Raw genomic sequence first — 22,339 nt, 5'->3', positions numbered from 1 at the left:
CCGCGCCGCACCGGCTGCCCTTTCCCATCCATCCATCAGTTCCACGACGGAAATCAATTTACTGCATCGAATCCCAGGCTCAGTTGAGCTATTTCCTCTTCATTCAAAGCCCTGTTGTAAAACCTGAATTCGTCCATTTTCCCATGGAAAAAGTAAGGATTGCTTCGCCAAAATGCACCAAGTATCATCGACGCATCCGTACATTGTTTTGCGGTGGTAAAGCTTTTGGTAATAGCATTCCTCAATACGCCGTTAAGGTATATTTTTTCTACTCCGCCATCGAATACAAGAGTCACCTGGTACCATTTCTTAGGCTGGATCTGTACGATTGAATAGACCAGATCCGAGTGGCTAAACGGATCATACTGTCCGCACGCTACGCTGGGGCCCTGAACGCCGAAGCTGACCGAGTTGGGATACGGGTCTTCGCCAAAAATGGTTGCGCCCCATACTATGCTGTTGGCTGTGGAGAAATCGCACTTGCCGAACAGGCTTTCATGCACAGCAGTATCGGTGTAGAACTGAACCGCTACCGTCAAAGAGCCGGGAGACAGGCTGCCGGAATCTTTCAGCATAATATACGAGCTGCTGCCATCAAATGAGACTGCGCCATTGGCATTGTTGTTCCTATCCGATGTAAATCGGAGATTTCCACCACCCGTTCCATTATGTCCATTGCCGCTGGAATCCGCAAGACTATTATTGAATGCATAGTAAACTAAAAGCCCTTTGGATAGGTTAACATCGGTGTCATTGTTAAGAGCAACGGTGTCGGTGATGATCGTTTTGCTCCTCGTACATCTGGAAAAAGGCACAGAAAACAAGAATAGAAGTACCAGGAGTCCGATAGAGCCAATGAGGCGGTTTATCATATGATTTTATTTAATGTTACAAAGGAAAAGGAATGATTATCGGGATTGATCAGGTTCGGAAAGCGTAAAACTAAGCGAATATTCACCTCCGCATCCTCTCTTGTCTGATACGAAAGCTCCTTATCCTGGCTCTTGCCCGCATCGACCCAATAGACCGTGTCGACGTCCGGGTTCTTGAAATACAGCCGGCTAACAGGCTTTCTCCTCACCATCAATCCGCCTGCAAGGTTTACTCGCGTCTTTATTGTCGGGCGAGTTTCCATTTTGACAGGACAATCTTATCAGCGCCTTTTTCTCTGAAAAGCTGCAAAACCCTTCGCTTGTAGGTGACCTTTTGCGTATAATGAAAGCTTGGATCTCTATCGCCTCGGGCACTCTTATCAAAATTGATCGTATTGCCAGGCCAAACGGGAAAGAGGTTAGGACCAATATCCGGCCAAGGATTGCCGTTTCTATCAAAAACCGCGTCATTTCCCAGCCCAGAGACTCTACTTGTAAGTATTCTTTGTATCCTATCGGCATGTGTCTCCAGATATTGTCTTTGGCTAGCCGGGTAATCCGGTATCTTCCAAGTCGTTCTGTTTACGGTTATCCCCTTAACAATCGCTGTCGTTACTGTTCTCGTAGCTGGATCTTCTGAGTCAAAATCGATGAGGGTCCTCGTAAATGTCTCCCATTCCAATTTAGGCATGAAATCCTTTAACTGACCCCAGATATCCGCGTAAATCTTAGTCCCATTTCTCGTACGCAAGACCGCAGTATAACCGGCGTCGACAGATGCCTCATCACCGGTGAATAGTGACTTATAAAAAGCCCGTACCTGTGCCCCGAAATGGCCTCCACCCTCCCGCGGACTCACAAACAACGCTTCCCCTAGCCCATATCCCAGCCCGCTTCCGCCAAGGGCCCCGCCAATGATCGCTCCGGTTGTCTCCCACCAATTCAAATGGTTGTTTCTTGCCACAAAGTACATGAAAGTCGCCCCACCCAATGCTCCCAGGCCGGCGCCCAAAAATCCGCTCGGATCTACATCCCCACCGTTCTCATCCACCGTATTCACCGGATCATTCCCCATCCCCACATACGGACTCGCAAACTCATCATACGGGTCTGCACCCGTCCACCTCCCGATCTGGGGATCATACATCCGCAGATCGAACTCATTCCACAAGGTATTCTCTTCCTCTTCACTATAGTCGCCCTGGTAGTGGAATTTATTCGGCAGCTTCTTAAAAGCCGACGTACAGAGTCCGGCAATCTTCTGCCCGAATGCATAATAATGTGTCTCCTCGGAGATCGCCCCATGGTCGTCCGTCACTGTGAAATTGTCGAAATAGACGTTCTGGTTGCTCTCATTGCTCAGGTAAACAAAGACCCAGCCGTTCTTCGGCGCTTTTTGCTGGAGGACAAGGCTGGCATTCTGATTATTGGCGCTGGACACCCGCAGGGAATTGCTACCCACCGCAGCAGCATTGAGATCATATGGGATGAAATTGAACTGCTCGTCGAAGAAAGCCACACTCAGGAAAGCATTAGGGGCATTCGCAGATCCGGTATTCGACTGGTTGGTAATAAAATTACTGAAATCGCTGCCGCTGGCGCTCAGATTGGTGTTGATCAGGCTGCTGTTCATTTTCGTCAGGGCAGATGCCTTGTTGCCCAGCAACGCGCCCAGCAGGGAAGTGAGCACGTCCGACACGCCCGTGGAAGAGCCCGTAGGGTCATTGGTAAGATAGAAATAACTGGACTGAGCGCTGATTATATCACCCGCCGATACTTTCAGGATCAGGTTAGGGCCAACCTTCTGCCCGGTCGCCGTAAGGAGGGCCACTTTAGCGGAGGTATTTCCCGACCAGGTAGAGGGCCTGTCAGTCCTGCTGTTAACCAGCTCGTTGTCCGGCGCCGGGGCGCCGGTATTGGGATCCACTTTCCCAAACAGCTTTGCTTCGTCTGTACCCAGGTTGGGGTCGGAAGTGCTGCTCAATTCCATCGTTGCCGTATACACTTCCCGCTGCGCTTCCTCTGTCAGCACCATCCGGGTGTTGCTCAACTGATCTTTAACGAAATATTCGAATACCCCCTGCGAAGTAGAAGAAAAATTGGTCCCGGCCGTGCCGGCATTTAACACCGCCTGAGGTGTATTCACCGGTGTGATGAGCTTGAGCCTCCCTTCTTCAAACAGCACGAATTGCAGGCTATTGTCTTGATACACGAATTCATCGGCGTATGTCGTAGTGGTCGAAGTATTGGGGGTCACCGCAATGTTCGTCACCGTCTTACTCAGCTTGATGCCCGTGGCATCATAGGTGTATTGGATGATGCTCTTGCCCGCGATAGTAATCTTCACCGGTTTATTCAGATAATTGTACACTACCCCACCGTTGCCGCCGTCCGTTACGCCTTTATTCAGATCCTGGAGCAGATTGCCGTTCGGGTCATATTGATAGTCGTTTGTCCCGGCGGCATTACTGCCGTTGGCAAAATCATACAACTGGCCATTACCCGCAAAATTTGCCCGTTCGTCCACCCGGCTCAGTTGGTTGGTATTCGGATTTGTGGATGTTCCATAATTGTAAAGCAGATCGTCGACCACGATACCGGAAGTGACCCCCGGCACGATGCCCATATGCTTCATAGTGCCAATGTTGCCGTTGCCATCGGCATACGTCACATATTCCGAAAGGTCCACCGTGGCATTCGACCAACTGTCAGCAGGCGTCTTACGCTGGTTATAAAGCGCCGAAGTGAACCTGCCCGCAGCATCGTACGTATTATCATATTTCCGCATCGAATTGTCGCCCTGCGATTTCCAGATCGCGCCGGTGATCTTTCCGTCCAGCCGGACGGCGGCAAACTGGTTATCCCGGTTATCGTATCCCAGATAAAGGCCAAAGTACTGGTTCCACTGGTCATAGGTATTGGTGCTCAAGGCGTAATTCTTGTTGATCCCTATAAGCCAGCCTTGTATATTGTAATCGTATTGCAGGCTCTCCATCTCCGTCTTCGAAGTATTGGGCGGTGTATAACCGGGTGCCAGCCGCTTCTTTACCATTTTCCCATATTCATCATAGGTATAGTTTACCAGCGGTTTGAAAAAAGTGTTGTTGAAATTCTTAGCCAGATCAGTGAGCCTCCCCTGCTGGTCATAGGAATTTTTCGAGACAACCGTAAATTGGGTAGACGCCCCAGCCATGTGCTTCACGCAGGAACCCCATAGCTTTCCCTGGAAGTCATACCGGCTGGTCGTGATGTCGGTGCCACCCAACGCATTGGTGTTCTGCACCTGGATCACCCGGCCGAACTCATCGTAATAGGTATCGGCCTCCTGCCAGGAGCCCTGCGTGAGATCGGCGGGATTCGTAATCACCTTTACCTTGCTGCAGGTGACCAGCCCCCGCGTCCGGAGACTGGCCTGGGCCGGCAACGGCAGCGCCTGCTGGTTGGTTGAAGGATCAAACAAGCTATTGTCTGCAGTAGTATAGTTCCGGGTAGACTGGGAATAGTCGTCATAATACGCATAGGTGAGAGGAATATATGTGCCGGAGGAAGGGATAGGGTTGTCGGCAACAGCCACCACCTCGCTTACAATATTGACCAGGTTGGGGTCTACATAGCCGACAAAAGAGGCTCCATCCTCCGACACGAAGGAAGTATTGGTGAGGGCGTCAAAAGTAACACTGTGCGAACCCACATAGCTGGCAACGCCCGTCTGTCGGGTGTAGAACACCGGGTCTGACAGCGACTGCGCACCGCTGATAACGTTTATCTGACCCGTATTCGCGTCGACATTGGTCTGAAGGGATGCCTGGCTGATGCTCAGGTTCAACATTCCGGTGGATATGACTCTGTCCAACGGGTCATACTGGGAAACCTGCCATTGCGAATTGGCAAGGCCGTTAGCGTCCTGCACAAAGACCGGCCGGTTTCGCTGGTCGTATACATAGTCCGTCTCCCCGATGCCCGGTTGCTTCTTGCTGATGGTCCTTCCTTTGGTATCATAGCCATAGACATAGCAGAGGTCGTTTACCAGCTGCTGCGTGAGGCTCCAGCCATTGTTATCCAGGTACGTTACTACTTTGGGGGTTATGGTGAAGCGCAATTGGTTCAGATCGTCGTATACATAATAGGTACACTCCCAGCCGGCATGCTGGCCGGTCAGCCCACTACCCGACTCCAGTTCCTGCACTTTCTTCAGCACCTGATTGCCCGAGAAATCTGTGTAAGTGATCACCTGGTGGTTCTTTTCGTCCGTGGCAATCGACTTATACAAGCTTCCGGTTGCGTAGGATCCGGTTGTTGTAGGAATGGTCGAAGCGGAATAACCAAGCTGCCAGATGCGAACATTCTCAGCTGCAGTATTAAAATCATAGGCCATCGACTGCCCTACCCCGCTGCCGCCCCAGCTCTGTCCGGAGGCGAACATTTCCATCACCCTGTTCAGCGGACTATTGTCGTATTGTATCTGGGCATAAGTGGGCGCCCCCGAAGGTTCTCCGAACTTGCCGGTGACGAAACTAGCCTGCTCTGTAAACACATTGGCCGATTTGTACTTGCCTGGATTGTCTGCTGTCGGATAAGGCAGGTATTTCTGCGTCGTTCTCCCCGCGGCGTCATACACGATCGGCTGTACCAGGTCGACCCAGGCCCCGCCCGAATAACTCGCCGCCTTATCTACCTTCTGGATGCTTCGACCCAACCCATCCAGGTAGGTCGTAGATTGGTATTTGCTGGTCATGGCCAATTGATCGGCCTGGTACCAGGTGCTGATGCCCGTAACATGTACATCGATCGTCCGCACATAATTCAGGTTCTCATAATCCACTGACGTGTACGTTGGCACAATATACAGCGTATTGGATACCAGCGTCGTGCCGCCGCAGGAGACTTTTCTGTGTATATAGGTCTTCCCCGTTATCAGGGCCGCCGAAGGATAATTGACGCCCGTGCCAATCACCGTCCAGGGCTGCCCATCGACGGAAGCCTCCCAGGTATATACGCGATCGGATGCGTAGCACATCCCGCCTGACGCAGGCGTATTGGTTACTGTCGGCACGCTGTTATAGGTGGGTTGCTGCCCCAGGCTGATCGTCCCGGGCGTCAGCGGAGTGATACTGACGTTGGCTGCATTGGAATAATACGTATTTCCATTGACGACAGCCAAAAACCGGTAATAGCCGGCCTGTGTGGCAGGCGGTGTATAGGTGTTACCAGATGCCGAAGAGATTACGCTCCAGTTGACCCCATCGGATGATCCCTGCCATTGTGTGGATGTGATGGCATCCAAGGTGGAGACTCCCCCAGTCAGGGTTTGGGCTGAGCCGCCATAATCTACCTGCTGGATGGCAGGCGAAACAGTCACCTGGGGGTCACCGATCTGGACAGACAGAAAACCTTGCTGCCCGCCGAGATCTTCATATACATAAACCTGTCCGATCATTGGGGCACTCCCCCACTGCACCTGGCACGAATACTGGTCGGAATACAGCACAGTGCCTCCGGTGATCTGCCAGATGATATTGGAAGACGGATCTACCGGCTGCGGCCAGCTCACGATCGTATAGTAATCCGTCTCCCCCGGCTGTACGTGGTTCGGCCCGCTGAGCTGAGCATACTGGGAATAGACGGGAATACCCAGAAGACAGCAGATTCCCAAATGTAGTAGTCGCACAAGTAAGGGCTGCATGTAATGCGTTATTGTTTATTGCTTATAATTATATTCGTAAGTGCGTATCACGTTACGCTGATCGTCACTTACCTTGATCAGCCTGCCCAGTTCATCATACCAATAATACGTGACCCTTCCTGACACATCGCATTCGGACGTCTTACCCACCAGGGGCGAATACGTGGTGGTCGTCATCTGGGCCCCCACCGGGTAGACCCTGAACTCATCCAGCAAGCCCGTACCGGATACACTTATCTTATCGAGATTACTTACCTGCACCTCGTAATAGGTCCAGCCATTGACGGTGGACCCCTGTCGCCAACCACTGCTGCCCTGACAGGTAGATACCGTGGATTGACCCGCCAGAGAACCGCTGATACAGGCGCTGCCGTTCTTCGACCAATAGGAAACGACGTAGGTAAGGCTGCTGTTCAGTCCACTAAAACCGAAATAGCCGTTGATGGCGTTGGAAGGATCACTAAGGTTAAAGGAATTGTTCCCTGTTCGGGCATCAGACGAAACAATAGCGGCAGCATTGACCCAGGATCCTGGTTTACCGCCATCGGCCTCGAAAGAAGAATAGTCGATATCATTGTAGGCCGCATTCACCGCGGTTGCAACGGGCAGTTTGCCGTTGTAATCATAGATCGTACTTACTATTTTATTCCCCCCCGTAACCATCTGGGCCAGGTTGCCAAAGTTGTCATAGCCGAAAGTACTTATTTGCTTGAACCACGACTGGTCCCGCACAGCACTCGAAGTGTTGAAGGGGGCCAGCGAACTGCCTAACACCGGCTGAACGCCCTGGAAAGCATAGCTTGTCTTTGGTTTTACGTCCCCGTTATACACATCGAAATCGGTGGCCGTCCCACTAACAAGGTAAGAATTCCCATCGCTCTTGTTGATATACGTTTCTGCGGACACCACCGGGCTGATGATATTGACACCCGGGGCATTCATGGTACCTATCGCCCCATGCGCAGCCGTATAGTCATATGGGTGATAATAAAAGGTTTCTACCTTTTCCCCTTTTGAATTGGTTGCATATTTGTGCTTCAGCTGGTAATTGGCATCGTATTCAAAATTGGTAGTAACTACCGTGGATTGCCCGGCGCTGTTGAACGTATATTCATCGGTGCTCGTTAATTCGGTGTGTCCGGTGAGGGGATAGTACGTCTCCTGGCTGATATAGGAATTATCCGCCGTTGTTTCGGTAAAGCTACAGGCGTACTCATTTTTGACAGCCGTCCAGGACTTCGACAGAAAATTATTGTCGGCAAGGGTATTGACAATAAAGTTATAATGATTCACAGTCTGCTTGACCGTGTTCTTCAATTTATCCTGTACAGTGATGGCCTTGGGCAGGCCATAAACCCAGGAAGGACAGCGCTGTTTATCCGAATAGGGCAGGGAAAGCGCCGGGACCTCAAAAGCATGGTCATCCGGGCCGGTCAGATCATAGATCGATTTGCCGATATTATCCGTCGAAAGCAGGTTGACCACCTCTACCCGCTTGTATCCCATGGGAAGCGGATTATGTGCAGCATGACTGGCGCTGCGATATTCCTGTATGGTAAAATCTTGGTAGTCCGGCTGGAGCAGTTCGACCAGTATACTGACTACCATAGTGACAGCGATAGTTCCAAAGGACTGAGCCAGCGTGGCGTCAAGGGCTGGTGTTGTAGTCAGCCCCAGTTCATATTTGGCGGAATTCACGGCATAGCTCTTGGCAAATTCGGCTATAGAAAAAGCCGGCGTAAGGTCACCACCGCAATTCCATGCCCGCAATGCCTTGCTAAAAGCATACGTGAACGATTCATTTCCCCAACCGGAGCACGAACCATCCGCGTTGACGTAATTGTATTGCTTAATGATGTCATTTTTATGGTCGATACCATCGTACTGCGTGGTCGAGTTAACCCTGACCCCGCCCATTTGTACGGCCTGTCCGTTTACCAGCGCATAGTTAGGCTCGTAACTGAAAGATAGGGCACCACCCATGGGATAGGTGATCGAGCTAAGGATCCCATTTTTGGCCGTTGTGGAAGATGGCACTTTGAAGGTGGCCTGATTCTGCAGGTAAGTGACGAGCCAGGTCCTGTTGTAGAAAGTAGCGGGTCCGGGTTCGAAGTCACCGTAAGTGGCTACTGCGGCATTGTAATACCCGAAATGGTCCTGATAGATGCTGAACATGGGCGGGATACGGTCCAGGCTTTGATAATTCCCCAGATTGTACTGGAAAGCATACGCTGGTTCAGATATACCATTACTACCCGTCTTTTGCAGCGATTGCAGACACAATCTCGACCATTGCTGCTCCTGGGCCGTAAAAGCATCATTCACCCCCTTGATGCCAGGATCGATGCCGACAAAGTAACCATATCCGAAGTTCCATGAATAAAGGGGGTTGCCATTATAGACCACTTGCACCTGGCTCAGGTATTTCTCGTTGGAAATATCTACCCGGCTGCCTGTGGAATACTGAAAATTTAATGTTTCGACCGTGGAAAGGTTGACGCTTAGTAATCTCCGGGCTTTGGCCTTGTGCTTTTGCCAGAGAACGGCCATGCTGCCATAACCATTGGCTACTGAATAGTCAAGGGTTTTTTCACCATCCACATCCACCTCGTAGGTGTCATAGTTGAATCCGATGCTTTTGCCAGTCAACGGATTAATAATTTGTGACAGGTACCATTTATTGACAACAAATTGGTTTTCAGGCCTGCCTTTCACCACTTCGATATATTGATTCGGACAACTGGTGCACGAACCATACGTGGGAGGGGTGTAATAGGAGGTGGGGTCAAAGGCGCCGGTGCTGTTATTATATACCCTGATATCATTGTAAGTGCAGACGTATCCAAGCTCCAGGTCCCTGTAAACATATTGGATCCCGGCTTCATCCGTGATCGTAAACGAAGAAATGGTGGTCCGGATATTGCTGCTGCTCATGTCGGACTCGACAAAGCTTACCTGCAATTTGGAATCGCTAAGGATCCTTACTTGCTTGTTCCTACCGATAATAAATTCGCCACTCCGCCCATTGAAAGTAAAGGCAAACACGTCTTGTTCTCTGTCGGCCAGGTATTGGGGTGGCATCCTATAGGTGGATTTGGTGACATTTCCCGTGCCTGTAATAATGTACGGAAGGTATTGCTTATAAGTAGAATAGCCGCCGCCGTCATCAATATTATCCGAAGGGCTGTATTCGGAATACATATAGCCGTTGGGATAGTAACTTAACATATAGTCCAGATAGTCCGTATTATAATTATAGTACCCCTTCTGCTTCTGGTCATCCGGCTCACCGTGCTGGACCCGGGTGATCGTCCCGCCGCAGTCCAGTTGCCAGCCCGTACCGACCTGCGAAGCCATCTCGGAAACCTTCATGCCATTGCCGTCAACATAGGCTAAGGAAGAAGTAAGTCCCAGCCGGTTGCCAGGGTCGGAATAGGAGTAGAGCGGGATGCTCACCTGTGCGGCTCCTGTCTGCAGATTCACCTGCGAAAAGGAAGATCCAGGGCATATAAGAACAATAATGGCCAAGAAAAGAATCACTGCCTTCATATGATGGTATAAAGTTTCTTTGCTTAAAATGCCCACCCTACCCGAAATAAAAGGGGCTGAGAGCGGGGTTTCTGGTAATAACTCAAAAAGTCGAACAACAATTGGAGCTTGCCTTCCACCCGGGAAGAGACCCGGTATCTGCGGCTCAGCCCGATCAACCCGCTTTGCCGCCACGACGAAAGGCTTTTTAATTGGCCGATGGTTTGCAATTGAGGTAGGTAGTTGCTTTCATATCCGCCCGAGAAATAGAAGTTTTTCTTCCACTTCCAATCGAGGTAACTCCTGAACCCGGCGCCTTGCCCGGAAATTCGGACATCTCTTATCCCATTGCCCAGACCGGCCTTATAAGAAAGCCCCAGTCCGAGGGTGCCGTTATCATTCAACCTGTAGCCAAGGGAGACAGCCAGGTCGGCCATAGACGGAAGAAAGTTGTTGCTACTCTGGAATTGTACGTCTGCCCCGAACGCGAGGCGCTTTCGAAATGGGCGGGTCTTCTGCGTGTTCGGCCTGAAATCCGGATCATCCGGTAGACCCTTTTCTCTTTGTTTTGCCAGTGACACCCCCAGTTGGCTTAGCTGTCCCACTGCCTCGCTCATCTGCTGCGACACCTGCAGTCCTGCATTCTCGCCGCCGGCGGCCATCTTACCCTTGATCATCTCCTGCACTGCGGCTCTCGTTTGGAGGCCCTTCAAGGCGGAATCGGTTAAGTTGTAACGCTCCGGCTGCCCAAAAAGCGAAGTGAGGAAAGAATGTTGTCGCATGAACTGTTGGTAGGTTGGCAGCCGTGACAACAGCATCATGGCTTTTTGCTGTAGCACTGAAGCGTCCTTCAACGATTCTCTGAAATCGGCTAGCTGTTGTTTATAATAATAGATTTTTTTCGTCATCCCTCTCAATTGCTTAGCCATGCCAAAGCTTTGCAACTTCTGTTCAAGAAACTGTCTTCTTTGATCTAACACACTCTTGAATTGGTCTGCCGCTCCGATCCTTCCCTGCAATATCCTGGCTTTCTCAAGGGCGGCTGACAGGTCTTCGTTTGCAAGCCCCGAACCCTCCGCCCACCGGTCCTTGTTCTGCCGGAAGAATAAGAGGGCGTTCTGCAGAGAATCCAATGATGGAACATACCCTCCCAGGGAGGGACCATCACCCGCAGTGCCCGATGCCTGAAGTCTTGCCGACAATTGTCGATACCTTTCCCTGATGTCGCCAAATATCCTGTCAGCAGCATCGGCATCCATCCTCGACACTTTCTTTTTTAACCCGACTTCACTTCCTTCCATTTCGCGGAGATATTTCTCCGTCTCCCGCATCAGTTGCCGGTCGAGTCCCGCCGTCTTATCCCTGACATGCCGCAAGAACCGGGCAGAGAGACCAGGCGGCAGGTTGCTTACCGTGTCGCCTGGCTGCGGCCCTTTATTGGCCCATTGGCATTGTGCCGTCTGCATCACCAGGAAGACAGTGAGAAGGGAAACAAGCTTCCGCATAATGATCCGGTTTAATAGGTAATTTTGTGCTGAATATTATTTTTTCCGGACATTCCCAGGTACAGCCGTGCTTAGGCGATCGATCTTCCGCCGCAGCCTTTGATTTTCCTTGTCCAGGCGGATCACATACAGGGTAAGCTCCTCTATTTTTTTCAGCAGGAGAGCCTGGTTTTGTCCGACATCGATGCCCGATTGGGTCACACTGTCGGCGGAAGGCACACCGGGTAAATGATGGTTAGTCCGGATGAAGGCCGCAACGCTATTCAGGGACGGGAGATGATAATTTTTTTGAAATACGTAGTCCGGCCAGTTCGCATATGGTTTTACCACGATCTTGGTGAATATGGCCGAGCCGTTGACAGCCAACTGGTACCCGAAAGTATTTCTTGTGGCGATGCCCACATTCCCGTTCTGGTCCAATCGGATACCCGTAATGCCGGGAGACCAGGGCGTAATGACAAAACCATTGTTCGTAGTCTGAGGCGTTGTCGATCCATACACGATGCCGCCATCACCAGCGGCAGTAATATTATTGTATCCCCCCAATACAAGGGAATTAGTATGGAGCATCACAACGCCCGTCCCTGTGGACAACCGTATTCCATCATTGTCGGCCGTAGTCAGTATCTCCAGCTTATGAGAGAAATTGGTAGTTCCGATGCCGACATCTCCGTTATTGTAATAGATGTTCGAACCGCTGGTCTGCCACTGGGCATGAAGAGTTTGAGTCACGAGAATGCATAGCAGGGTGGCTGCCCTGGATAGTCTTGGCTGCATGGATTTGGGAATTGGTGAAAGGAATGATTATCGGGATTGATCGGGATCGGATGGCGTAAAACTAAGCGAATATCCGACTCTGGCAGAGCTGATTTACCAATTGCAGCATTTCCCGAATAATTGCATCAATAGTTGAATAAATGAAAAGTCGGTTCGCATTTCCGTCAGGTGGAAGGATGGCCCATCTCCTATTTCGCCTTCACCAACGGCAGCAGCGGCGAAACCTCGAAGAAGTTGTCCTTTAACTCCAGTTCCAGCGCTTCCGTCGCCACACTCTCGATGTGGATCCGGTCATTGTCGATAACCGTCTTCAACGGCAGACACCCGGTCTTGCCGAGAAAAAACGCCCATCCCCCATAAGTATGCCGGGAAAATAGCGCAGCATCTAATTTGTACCGGGGGCTGTAATAAAAGATCGTAGTTCCCGCCGCCGTCTGAACGACCAGCGCATCACAGCTTTTCCCCAGGATCACCTCCGCATCTTCTCTCGTCTCATACGACAGAACCTTATCCTGGCTCTTGCCCGCATCCACCCAATACAGGGTATCGATATCCGGTTTCATAAAATACATCCGGTTCGTCCGGTGATCATACTGCTGCATCGCGATCGCAGCTCCATTAAGGAACGACTTATAGAACCCACCCTTGATATAATAGTTCTCCTCGCTACCCATCATCGCGCCAAGGGCCGAATCGGTAAGCCCGGGCACCTTGCTCGTAAAGGTATTCTTGTAGATCACCTTTCCCTCGAAATACTGGGCATGCAGACAAAGACCCGCAAGGCAACAAAATAACAGGAGAACTGGTTTTCTCATAGCTATGTATTAATTAAACGTTATGTCTATCGTGTGCACATCATCCGCATACGAATAGTTCAGCCCATAATGATAATTGTCACAAATCTGCCGCACAATGGCCAGCCCAAGTCCCGTCCCACCGGAGTGCGCCCCCTTGGTAAACCGGTCAAAGATCGTCGCCGCATCGAAGTCAAGAGCTGCCCCGGAATTGCTCACCCGCAGACTGCGCTCCCGCAGCCGGATATCCACCTGCCCTCCATCCTGGTTGTGCCGGATGGCATTGCTGAGCAGGTTGTTCAGCAGGATATCGGCAAGATAACCATTCATCGGCAGTTGCAGCCTGTCCAGGTCGGTGTGCACGGTCAGCCGCCGGTCTTTCACCGGGTCTTCCAGCTGTTGCAATTTCTCTTCTATCAGGGGGGCCAGGTCTACCGTCTCCGTCTGATCGAACTGGTTGTTCTCTATCTTCGTCAGCAGCAACAATGACTGGTTCAGCTGCCGCAGCCGCCCGATGGCATCATACATCGCCTGAATCGGCCGGTGATGCTCGATCCCCAACGCGGTATCCTGTATCAGCAGGTCAAGCTTCGAATTGATAACAGCCAGCGGGGTCTGCATCTCATGCGAGGCATTATCGGCAAAACCCTTCAGCATCTCATAATCTTTAATGATGGTATTCGTCATCTGCCGGATGGCCTCATCCAAATCCCGAAACTCATCGATATCGGTGTACTGTACGGGCAAGGGTTCCCGGTTCGATAAATTAAATTTCCGGATGCCCCCCAGTGTCTGGTAAAAAGGCTGCCACATGCGACGCAGCAGCAGCCGGTTGGCCATAAAAAGGAAGGTCAGCAACAACACGATCATCCCCGCCGTGATCAGCATGATCAGCATCAGCAGACTCTCCGTCTCTTCCTCCGACTCATCGATATACACCGTATACAACCCGCCGGCCACCATTACGGAGAACCGCAGCTCCCGGAAAGGTTCCCACCGGCCCCGCCGCTGCGGCAGACGGGTATGGGTAAATTCTCGTTTTACCGGCTCCTCTGCCGGCTCGAATCGAACGCGCTGGTCCCGGTAGCTGGCCGGTTCCGGCAGCTCATTCCGGGTGCGCACATGGTCCAATACCTCGGCTTCTTCGGTCCGCAGATTATCATCTAGTTCTGATACAAGGACATATCGAACGGTAAAATAATAGCTGACACTCCCCAGCAGCAACGCCAGTATACTGGCGACAAGATTCACACGGTTGTATTTGGTAAAAAGCCTCATTCGTTGTAATTTAAGTAGTTGACGGTGAAAAAAAGATCATCACACCCCGCTTTTTCTGATAATTTATCACTACCTTTGCAAGCTCTTTAAAAAGCACTCATGAGCAGCCGCCGGGAATTTGAAATAGCGTTTGTGGGCCTTAAGGCTGGTATTCATGAGTTTAGCTATCGGATTACCGATAAGTTCTTTGAGGCCTACCAGCAGCAGGACTTCCGCCGTTGTGATGCCCAGGTGAAGCTGACCCTCGATAAAAAGAACAGCTTCATGCTTTTGAAATTCGAGATCACGGGGAAGATCGAGATCGCCTGCGACCGCTGCGGGAATCAGCTCCCCCTCGATCTCTGGGACGAGTTCAACATCCTCGTGAAATTGGTGGAAGACCCCGAGATCATGAACGTACAAGAGGAAGACCCGGATGTATATTATATATCCAAGGGAGAAAGCCACCTCTACCTGTCCGACTGGCTCTATGAGTTTATCAACCTCAGCATCCCCATGCAACGGATGTGCAAACCCGAAGAAATGGGTGGCCCCCATTGCAACAAGGAAGTGCTGGAAATGCTCAAAAAGCTCGAACACGAAAGAAGCGCGTCCGGCAATCCATTGTGGAAAGGTCTGGAGAAATTCAAAGACTTACCACCCGGAAACGCTTGATCGATAACAATTTATATTAGTTACTGTAAAATAAACAGAAAATGCCAAATCCGAAACGCAGACATTCCCAGCAGCGCGGTGCCAAGAGAAGGACGCATTATAAGGCTGAGAAAGTAACGCTAAGCAAAGACAGCACCACCGGCGAAATGCACGTACGTCATCGTGCCCACGTCAGCGAAGGCAAACTGTTCTACAAGGGCAAAGTTGTTGCTGAAACATCTCCTGTAAAGTAAGTCGCAGCACCAATGAGTATGAACATTGGTCTCGACATGATGGGTGGAGACCTGGCGCCACTGGAAGCAGTAAAAGGTGTCCAGCTCTACCTGAAGGAGGTTACGAATCCGGCTACCCTATGGTTGGTCGGTGACGAATCCAAAATTCGGCCCTTACTCCAGGAATACGCTATTCCCGAGGGAGCGGTCCGGGTCGTACATTCGAGCCAGGTCATCGGGATGCACGAACATCCTACAAAAGCCCTGAAGGAAAAGCAACAGTCTTCCATCGCCATCGGCTTTCACTTATTGGCCACCGGTAAGATGGACGCTTTCATCAGCGCCGGCAACACCGGAGCCATGCTGGTTGGCGCCCTCTATAGCCTGAAACCCATCGACGGCATTCAGCGCCCCACCATTTCTACCGTCATTCCAAAAGAGAACGGGAAAACCGGCGTGCTGCTGGACGTAGGCCTCAATTCAGACTGCAAGGCCGAAAACCTGAACCAGTTCGCCACCCTTGGCTCCCTGTATGCTCAGCATATCCTGGGCATCGGAGAACCGCGTGTCGGTCTGCTCAACATCGGAGAAGAGGAAGGCAAAGGTAACATCCTCGCCCAGGCTGCCTATCCCCTCCTGAAAGAGAACAGCCATATTCACTTCATCGGCAACATCGAAGGCCGCGACCTGCTGCTGGACAAAGCCGATGTCACGGTCTGCGAAGGTTTCACCGGCAACGTCATCCTCAAACTGGCCGAATCGCTCTTCGACATCACCCGTCAGCATAAGACGGAAAGCGAATATTTCGATCGCTTCGACGCCGAATACTATGGCGGCACGCCCCTGCTCGGGGTGACAAAACCCGTCATCATCGGTCATGGCATCTCCCGCAGCAAATCCTTCCTCAACATGGTTAAGCTGGCACAAAAGATGCTCGAGACCGATCTGCTCGGAAAGATGAAAGAAAGTTTTCTTTCCTGATGCGCGCCTTCATCGACTATCTGACCGCCTACCTGCGTAGTACCTCCCGCCCCGCCTTTATCATCACCATCCTTTTTGTCGCCTCGCTCGTCGCCGTCAATTACACCATCGGCATCGAAAGCCGCATCCACGCGCTGCCCTGGTATCTGGCCCTCGCCGGTTTCTTTCTTTTTTATGGCGCCGTCCTGGCCCTCGTCTGGGGACTCCAAGCACAATGTTGGCCCACTTCAGCCTTCGGCCTCGCGGGCGGTCCGGACTCCGTCGCGTCCCCGGAATGGAATCGTACCCCCATCGGCCAACCAAAATTCCTGATCCTGCTTGGCCTGGCCCCCCTCTACTTTGCACTAAAAATGGTACACTGGGATTTGCTGCCCCTCCTGCCGCACAGCCTTCCCTTCCCCTGGGATCACTATATCCTGCTCATCCTGCAGTTGCCCCTGAAGCTCCTCCTACTCTTCGGCTTCCTACAGCTCTGCCGCAAAACCGGTCTCCTGCCGGGCGACAACCTCACCGATGCCGTCGGCCTTACCCGGCGCAACTTCAACGCCCTGCCTTATTTTGGATTATTGCTGTTGTTGATCCCCCTCATCGCCCTGGCCTCGACCCAGCCCGACTTCCTCCGGGTCTATCCGAAAGTAAAGAACCTGGCCTTTCTCAACGGTTATGCACGACCGATGTGGCCCTGGCGGTTATTATATGAGCTCTCTTATGGCCTCGACTTCCTGAGCATAGAACTTTTCTTCCGCGGGTTGCTCGTCGTCGCCTTCTTCAACTATGTCGGCCAGGCGGCGATCCTGCCCATGGCCGCCTTCTACTGCACCATTCACTTTGGGAAACCCCTCGGCGAATGCATCTCCTCTTTCTTCGGCGGTCTCATCCTCGGCGTCCTGGCAGCCCGCACCCGCACCATCCTCGGCGGCCTCATCGTCCACCTGGGCCTCGCCTGGCTGATGGAACTCGGCGGCTGGCTCGGATCACTTTGGCAGCATTAATACTTCACTCGCTTCGTAACGCCTTCACCGGGTTAGCCAGCGCCGCCCGTATCGTCTGCACCGCGATGAGCAGCACCATCACCCCCGCCAGGCAACCTATCGCCAGCACAAACGGCCACACCGTGATCGTGATCCGCGTTGCATAATTATCCAGCCAACGATGCATGATCCAATACGCGAAAGGACTAGCCACGACACCCGCCACCAGCAACACCGGCAGATAATCCCGGATAAAAAGCCGTACAATGCCCGGCGCCGAAGCCCCGATCACCTTCCTTATCGCGATCTCCTTCGTCCGCCGCCGCACGCTATTGGCCACCAGCCCGACAACACCCAGCAGCACGATAACAAAGGCCACCCCCGTTGCCATAGAAGCCGCTTCCCGCAGCCGCAGCTCGGTATAATACACAGCCTGCAGATTTTCATCCATAAACCGGTATTCGAAAGGCGCCCCCGGCATCAGTCTGGCCCATTGCCGCTGTAGCGCACTGATCGAAGCAGGGATATTCCCGGGATTCAATTTGAAGGAAAAATAGCGGTAGGTCCGCATCAGGCTCACGGGGCCGAACACCTCGGGCTGGATAGGGGCGCCCATCGCATCAAAGTGGAAATCCTTCACCACGCCGCTGATGGTAAAGACCTTGCCGGTAAAACCCACCAGGCGCATCCGCTGCCCTACCGCCTCGACCGGCGTGTTCCACCCCAAAGCCTTTACAGCCGTTTCGTTGAGCACCAGACGCGTCGAATCATTGTCGCCGCTTTCCCCGGCCGCATGAAAGAAAACGCCTGCCGCCAGTGGTATTTGATAAGTAGAAGCATAATGCGCGTCCGTCACCAGCGACTGTGCCACCACCGGCCTCGTGGAGTCCCCTCCCTCCCTGTAAGCGTTGATATTCCCGCCGTTCATGCCATTAGGGATCTCATAGGAAAGCGCCGCATCTTTCACATTCGACATTCCGGCAAAGACGGCCCGGATAGTCTCCATTCGCTGTACTCCCTGCGTCGACCAGTCCCGGGGAAGCTGGGAAGACAGGATATATTCTTTATTATAACCCAACCGGTCGCTAAAAAAAAGATCGATCTGCCAGGATACAATGAGGGCCCCGGTAAAGACCACTACCGCCGCCCCGAACTGAAGACCGACCAGCGTTTTTCGCAGGCGGAGGTTCTCCCGCACCGCTCCCGCCCTGCCCTTCAACGCCTCTACGGAAGAAAGCGAGGACAACAGCACCGCTGGATAAAGCCCCGCCAGCCATCCCGTGACCAGGGCGAACAGCACGATCACCAACCATCCGGCGGCAGGCATCGCCGACAAAGCAGGGATCTTGCTCCCAAGAATACCTGCCAGAAAAGGCGCCAGCACCATATACAGGATAAGCGCTATGACAGTGGATGCCAGGGCAACGAGAATAGATTCGGTAAGGAACTGCACTCGTAATTGCCGCCGCAGTCCACCCAGGACTTTCCGGATGCCGATCTCCCTCATCCGTGCCGTCGACCGGCTCACCGAGAGGTTGATGAAATTGATGATCGCCATACTCAGAATAAAGACGGCAATAAAGGAAAGCGTATACAACATCTTCTGTACGCTGCCCCCGAAGGCAGAAAGATAAAAGGAAGTCAGCGGTTCCACCCGTACGTGCAGATTGGCCGCGATCTGCGGAGAACAGTTCATCCGCACCAGCCGTTCGATGGGGCCTTGCAGAGACTCCGGATGCACCTCCGGTTGCAATTCTACATAGTTGGCGATAGAGACATTAGCCCAGTCCATGTTACGGCCAAAATAGCCTAGATTCGAGGCGGGTACAAAAATGCCGTTCTCAAAGGTGGAGACCAATTGCGTCACCGAATTCCTCGCCGGTTTTTTCAAGACGGCCGTGATGCGGAAATCTTGTTTTTGCCCGGCAAAATTATCGATCGTTAAGTTTTTGCCCACCGCATCGGTCGTGCCAAAGAATTTGATCGCCTTCTCATCCGTTATCGCGGCGCAGAAAGGGTTGTTCAACGCCGTGCGTGCATCCCCCTGCAAAAGGGAAAAGCCATACATCGCGAGCAGGGTGCTGTCCCCCACTTGCAATCCCTCCCGGAAATGTTTGTCTCCATAGGAGGCGACCACAGTAATACCGTCAAACCGGTAATAGTTCGCCACCAGGGTGGGATAGTTCTCCTTCAACGCCCTGGCCAGCTGACCCAGGGTAGCCACCGGGTAGCCCATCGCAGGGTTCTTCCACTCACTGGTAAGGATATACTGCCGGCCGGCATTTCGCAACTGATGATTCACCCGGCTTTCGCTCCAGCAATAGGCTGCGATCAGCAGTGTGAAAGCAATGCCGACAGAAAGTCCGAAAATATTGATAAAGGCATAAAACCGGCTCCGGGCGAGGTTGCGGACAGCCGTCTTGTAGTAGTTGGCGAGCATAGGCAGGAGATTGCTCCCGCCTAGCCCACAAAACAATGCCAATTTTATAAACAAATCAGGATCAACGCACAATGTTTTCCGCGCGCCCCTCCCTGTCCGCTTTCGCACCGAAAACTGTTCGCTGCCGGGCAGCAGCCACAAAGCAAAAAGAAAGCTACCAACCTGTAAGCCGGATCCTGTTCCGCGGCGGCTAACGCCGCCGCAGCGGTCATCATTTATCTGGCCCCTGTATTACTACAGGGATCTAGCTGCCTACCCTCCGGCGCAGCCCCCTCGCGGAAGCTTCGGGCGAGCCGCCCTCAATCGCCGGTATACGTGGCATTTCAGCATGCAAGGTTTACCCGCCCCGGCAGTTACCCACCGGCGCCGTGGGCTCTTACCCCACGTTTTCATCCTCACCCGCCCCTTCGGACCACCGCATACCTGACGCGTGGCCCCTCGGACCCGGTCCGAAGGGGCGGGCAGTTATTTTCTGTGGCACTATCTGTAAGCGCTTTCGCGCCTCCCGGCTCTTAACCGGTGCATTGCCCTGTGCTGTCCGGACTTTCCTCCCTCCGCACTTTAGCGAAGAGCGATGACCCGGTTGGTAGCATCTGCGAAGGTACCCAAAAAAACCCGCCATCCATTCCACTCACTTCAAAATGTCATTTGGGGCAGTTTTTTGGCCATTCGCCCATCACGGATATTCATCGATCGACACGAAAACAGGGCAATTTTGCACACCCAGGAAATCACTACCCATTCCCTTCCAAATCCTGTTTACCTTGGAACCTGAATACTATCCTTCTCGCCTAAACCTGATAAAATGAAAAAAACCTTCCTGGCCCTTTTCGCTCCCCTCCTATGCTTTGTTGCAAACGCCCAATGGTCTGCGCCTGATGCTTCAAATACTATCCACAATACCAACAATGGTTTCGTCGGCATCAGCAATAGCAGTCCCTTTACCCCTTCCACCCTTTTGCATCTCTACTCAACTACCACTGTAGCGGAACAGAAGATCCAGACGCAAAGCGATGGCTATGCCCAGTTCACGCTCCAGTCCAATCAAAAAGCGTTTCAATTCAGCAAAAGACCAAGTTACGAGAACGATGCGCTGGCGCTTTGGTATTTTGATGGCACCAGTTGGCAGTCCTCTCCCTATATGACCATCCTCCCCGGCGGCAACATCGGCATCGGCACCAAAACCACAAACGGGTATAAATTGGCGGTAGAAGGAACGCTAGGAGCCAGACAGGTAGTAGTTAACCAATCCACCTGGTCAGATTTCGTGTTTGACAAATCCTACAGGCTCATCCCGTTGGACAGTGTGTCGGCCTTCCTGCAACAGTACAGGCATCTGCCGGATATCCCTTCGGCCGATGAGGTCAGGAAGAACGGCATCGACCTTGGACGCAACCAGGCTTTGTTATTACAAAAGATCGAAGAGTTAACCCTTTATCTGATTCAGGCGGAAGCCGAAAATAAGCAGCTCAAAACACAGCTCAAAAGCTTTGAAGAAAGGCTGAGCAAGCTGGAGCAAAAACAATGATTCGGGCGGCTGACACATTATTTCCCATATTGGAAGAATATCTCCGTCGCCCCATACCCATACCGCGGATCATACCGGTTGACAAAAGACTTCACATTCCGCTTCGTCCGCAATTCCTCGTGTATCTCATCGCGAAGCTTCCCCGTCCCCACCCCATGGATGACGATCATCGACGGCAGATGATGCGCAACAGCCAGGTCGAAGTATTTTTCAAACGTCTGCAGCTGCAGCGTCAATATCTCGAAATTATCCAGCGAAGCCGCCTTATCGGTAAGCTTCTCCGCATGCAGATCCAGTTCAGACCGTGCCGGCTCCAGGTGCTGCCGCGCCCGTGACGCCTCATAGATCCGGAAACCCGAACCCGACAAAAGCCCCCGCGGATTCACCGGCTCTTCCACCTCGCGGAAGGGATAGGAATCGAACAGCTTGAAGGAAAAGGTCGCTTCCCCCTTCTTCTTGATCTCCTCTATCCGGCTGAAGACCTGCTTGGCCCGCAGCTTCAGTGAGGTCTCATAATGCTCCGCCCGCATCTTGTCCGGCACGAGCAGCGTATACTCACAGTTGAACACCGGGTTGTCATTCAGATTGGCAAAAGGAATATCATGCAGGTAAAAATCCACCCCTGCAGGAAGCTGGTTGTCCAGGTCGAAGGCACGCTCCCCAAAATAGCTGAGGTGATAGGAGAACCCATACCCAAGCGGGGTATTGTTGACAAGATAGATCTTCAGACTCTCCACCACATCGTCGCCGAATTCATCGGTATCAAAAACCGGCAGGAAAGTCAGCCATACCCCCTCGGCCAATTGCGCTATCCGCTCCTTCTTCTTACCGGGCGCGGGCTTCTCGGGCGGCAGCTGATCGACATATTTTTTGGGCTTCTTCTCGGGCGGAACCAACTTTTTTTCGGTAAATCGCTTAAAATAAGGGAAATCCAGCTGATCCGTATACGCCGGAAATTTTACCCCGCGCACGTCGACCAGGACCATCTTGTCATTGATGATCTCTACTACTTCCCCCTCATCATTGGAATGCTGAATGACGACCTTGTCGCCGACTTCGAACTTCATGCGGCAAAGTTACGAAATTATGTTGCGCGTCCGGGCTCAGTCGAAAATA

General features: G+C 52.2%; 15 protein-coding genes and 1 other RNA gene. 5 read left to right on the top strand and 11 right to left on the bottom strand.

Annotated elements, in window-relative coordinates; all coding sequences use genetic code 11:
• Positions 1–53: 53 nt before the first annotated feature.
• The 8 genes from IEY39_RS01130 to IEY39_RS01095 all read right to left on the bottom strand — a co-directional run bounded on the left by IEY39_RS01130 (position 54) and on the right by IEY39_RS01095 (position 14,437).
• Complete coding sequence (locus IEY39_RS01130) at positions 54–872, bottom strand: LamG domain-containing protein (RefSeq protein ID WP_188927663.1); 819 nt, start codon at positions 870–872, stop codon at positions 54–56.
• Positions 869–1,084, bottom strand: coding sequence for a hypothetical protein (locus IEY39_RS01125; protein ID WP_188927661.1), 216 nt, complete (start codon positions 1,082–1,084; stop codon positions 869–871). Before IEY39_RS01125 ends, IEY39_RS01130 begins: the two co-directional genes overlap by 4 nt.
• A gap of 29 nt (positions 1,085–1,113) precedes the next feature.
• The gene (locus tag IEY39_RS01120; protein ID WP_188927659.1) at positions 1,114–6,555 is read right to left on the bottom strand and encodes a DUF6443 domain-containing protein; all 5,442 of its coding nucleotides are present in this window, start codon (positions 6,553–6,555) and stop codon (positions 1,114–1,116) included.
• Between the two features lie 15 nt (positions 6,556–6,570).
• The gene (locus tag IEY39_RS01115; RefSeq protein ID WP_188927657.1) at positions 6,571–10,104 is read right to left on the bottom strand and encodes a hypothetical protein; all 3,534 of its coding nucleotides are present in this window, start codon (positions 10,102–10,104) and stop codon (positions 6,571–6,573) included.
• A gap of 23 nt (positions 10,105–10,127) precedes the next feature.
• Positions 10,128–11,588, bottom strand: a complete 1,461-nt coding sequence (locus tag IEY39_RS01110; protein ID WP_188927655.1) for a hypothetical protein — start codon at positions 11,586–11,588, stop codon at positions 10,128–10,130.
• Positions 11,589–11,624: 36 nt separating this feature from the next.
• Entirely contained in the window at positions 11,625–12,365 is a 741-nt protein-coding gene (locus IEY39_RS01105; protein WP_188927653.1) for a hypothetical protein, read from the bottom strand.
• Positions 12,366–12,553: 188 nt separating this feature from the next.
• Positions 12,554–13,180 carry a hypothetical protein gene (locus IEY39_RS01100; RefSeq protein WP_188927651.1) on the bottom strand — a complete coding sequence of 209 codons (627 nt, stop codon included), beginning with the start codon at positions 13,178–13,180 and terminating at the stop codon, positions 12,554–12,556.
• A 9-nt stretch (positions 13,181–13,189) separates the two neighbouring features.
• Positions 13,190–14,437, bottom strand: coding sequence for a sensor histidine kinase (locus tag IEY39_RS01095; RefSeq protein WP_188927649.1), 1,248 nt, complete (start codon positions 14,435–14,437; stop codon positions 13,190–13,192).
• Positions 14,438–14,536: 99 nt separating this feature from the next.
• Here IEY39_RS01095 and IEY39_RS01090 point away from each other — a divergent pair, with 99 nt between their 5' ends.
• From IEY39_RS01090 to IEY39_RS01075, 4 genes are read left to right on the top strand one after another with little or no spacing between them, the layout of a single operon-like run.
• Positions 14,537–15,091: a YceD family protein gene (locus tag IEY39_RS01090; protein WP_188927647.1), complete on the top strand. Its 555-nt coding sequence runs from the start codon at positions 14,537–14,539 to the stop codon at positions 15,089–15,091.
• A gap of 41 nt (positions 15,092–15,132) precedes the next feature.
• On the top strand, positions 15,133–15,324 hold the full coding sequence (rpmF, locus tag IEY39_RS01085; protein ID WP_188927645.1) for a 50S ribosomal protein L32: 192 nt from the start codon (positions 15,133–15,135) through the stop codon (positions 15,322–15,324).
• Positions 15,325–15,336: 12 nt separating this feature from the next.
• Entirely contained in the window at positions 15,337–16,284 is a 948-nt protein-coding gene (gene plsX, locus IEY39_RS01080) for a phosphate acyltransferase PlsX (protein WP_229688718.1), read from the top strand.
• Positions 16,284–17,276 (top strand): CPBP family intramembrane glutamic endopeptidase, encoded by a 993-nt coding sequence (locus IEY39_RS01075; RefSeq protein WP_188927643.1) that lies wholly within the window; start codon positions 16,284–16,286, stop codon positions 17,274–17,276. Before plsX ends, IEY39_RS01075 begins: the two co-directional genes overlap by 1 nt.
• A gap of 4 nt (positions 17,277–17,280) precedes the next feature.
• On the opposite strand, the gene IEY39_RS01070 is transcribed toward IEY39_RS01075, so the two are convergent.
• Both IEY39_RS01070 and rnpB read right to left on the bottom strand, forming a co-directional pair.
• On the bottom strand, positions 17,281–19,695 hold the full coding sequence (locus tag IEY39_RS01070; protein WP_188927641.1) for an ABC transporter permease: 2,415 nt from the start codon (positions 19,693–19,695) through the stop codon (positions 17,281–17,283).
• A gap of 149 nt (positions 19,696–19,844) precedes the next feature.
• Positions 19,845–20,286, bottom strand: an RNA gene (rnpB, locus tag IEY39_RS01065) — RNase P RNA component class A.
• Between the two features lie 214 nt (positions 20,287–20,500).
• Between rnpB and IEY39_RS01060 the strand changes: the two genes are divergently transcribed.
• Positions 20,501–21,223 carry a hypothetical protein gene (locus IEY39_RS01060; protein WP_188927639.1) on the top strand — a complete coding sequence of 241 codons (723 nt, stop codon included), beginning with the start codon at positions 20,501–20,503 and terminating at the stop codon, positions 21,221–21,223.
• Positions 21,224–21,240: 17 nt separating this feature from the next.
• Here the strand turns inward: IEY39_RS01060 and IEY39_RS01055 are convergent, their stop codons facing one another.
• Positions 21,241–22,290: a Smr/MutS family protein gene (locus IEY39_RS01055; RefSeq protein WP_188927637.1), complete on the bottom strand. Its 1,050-nt coding sequence runs from the start codon at positions 22,288–22,290 to the stop codon at positions 21,241–21,243.
• Positions 22,291–22,339: the final 49 nt, after the last annotated feature.

Origin of the sequence: Puia dinghuensis (assembly GCF_014642875.1) — a bacterium.
GTDB classification, from domain to species: Bacteria; Bacteroidota; Bacteroidia; order Chitinophagales; family Chitinophagaceae; genus Puia; species Puia dinghuensis.
This window is presented reverse-complemented; position numbering and strand designations above follow the sequence as displayed.

What these genes read in the sequence shown, in the direction of transcription:
- IEY39_RS01130 (WP_188927663.1), bottom strand. Translation starts at nt 872, where the DNA reads ATGATAAACCGCCTCATTGGCTCTATCGGACTCCTGGTACTTCTATTC.
- IEY39_RS01125 (WP_188927661.1), bottom strand. Translation starts at nt 1,084, where the DNA reads ATGGTGAGGAGAAAGCCTGTTAGCCGGCTGTATTTCAAGAACCCGGAC.
- IEY39_RS01120 (WP_188927659.1), bottom strand. Translation starts at nt 6,555, where the DNA reads ATGCAGCCCTTACTTGTGCGACTACTACATTTGGGAATCTGCTGTCTT.
- IEY39_RS01115 (WP_188927657.1), bottom strand. Translation starts at nt 10,104, where the DNA reads ATGAAGGCAGTGATTCTTTTCTTGGCCATTATTGTTCTTATATGCCCT.
- IEY39_RS01110 (WP_188927655.1), bottom strand. Translation starts at nt 11,588, where the DNA reads ATGCGGAAGCTTGTTTCCCTTCTCACTGTCTTCCTGGTGATGCAGACG.
- IEY39_RS01105 (WP_188927653.1), bottom strand. Translation starts at nt 12,365, where the DNA reads ATGCAGCCAAGACTATCCAGGGCAGCCACCCTGCTATGCATTCTCGTG.
- IEY39_RS01100 (WP_188927651.1), bottom strand. Translation starts at nt 13,180, where the DNA reads ATGAGAAAACCAGTTCTCCTGTTATTTTGTTGCCTTGCGGGTCTTTGT.
- IEY39_RS01095 (WP_188927649.1), bottom strand. Translation starts at nt 14,437, where the DNA reads ATGAGGCTTTTTACCAAATACAACCGTGTGAATCTTGTCGCCAGTATA.
- IEY39_RS01090 (WP_188927647.1), top strand. Translation starts at nt 14,537, where the DNA reads ATGAGCAGCCGCCGGGAATTTGAAATAGCGTTTGTGGGCCTTAAGGCT.
- rpmF (WP_188927645.1), top strand. Translation starts at nt 15,133, where the DNA reads ATGCCAAATCCGAAACGCAGACATTCCCAGCAGCGCGGTGCCAAGAGA.
- plsX (WP_229688718.1), top strand. Translation starts at nt 15,337, where the DNA reads ATGAGTATGAACATTGGTCTCGACATGATGGGTGGAGACCTGGCGCCA.
- IEY39_RS01075 (WP_188927643.1), top strand. Translation starts at nt 16,284, where the DNA reads ATGCGCGCCTTCATCGACTATCTGACCGCCTACCTGCGTAGTACCTCC.
- IEY39_RS01070 (WP_188927641.1), bottom strand. Translation starts at nt 19,695, where the DNA reads ATGCTCGCCAACTACTACAAGACGGCTGTCCGCAACCTCGCCCGGAGC.
- IEY39_RS01060 (WP_188927639.1), top strand. Translation starts at nt 20,501, where the DNA reads ATGAAAAAAACCTTCCTGGCCCTTTTCGCTCCCCTCCTATGCTTTGTT.
- IEY39_RS01055 (WP_188927637.1), bottom strand. Translation starts at nt 22,290, where the DNA reads ATGAAGTTCGAAGTCGGCGACAAGGTCGTCATTCAGCATTCCAATGAT.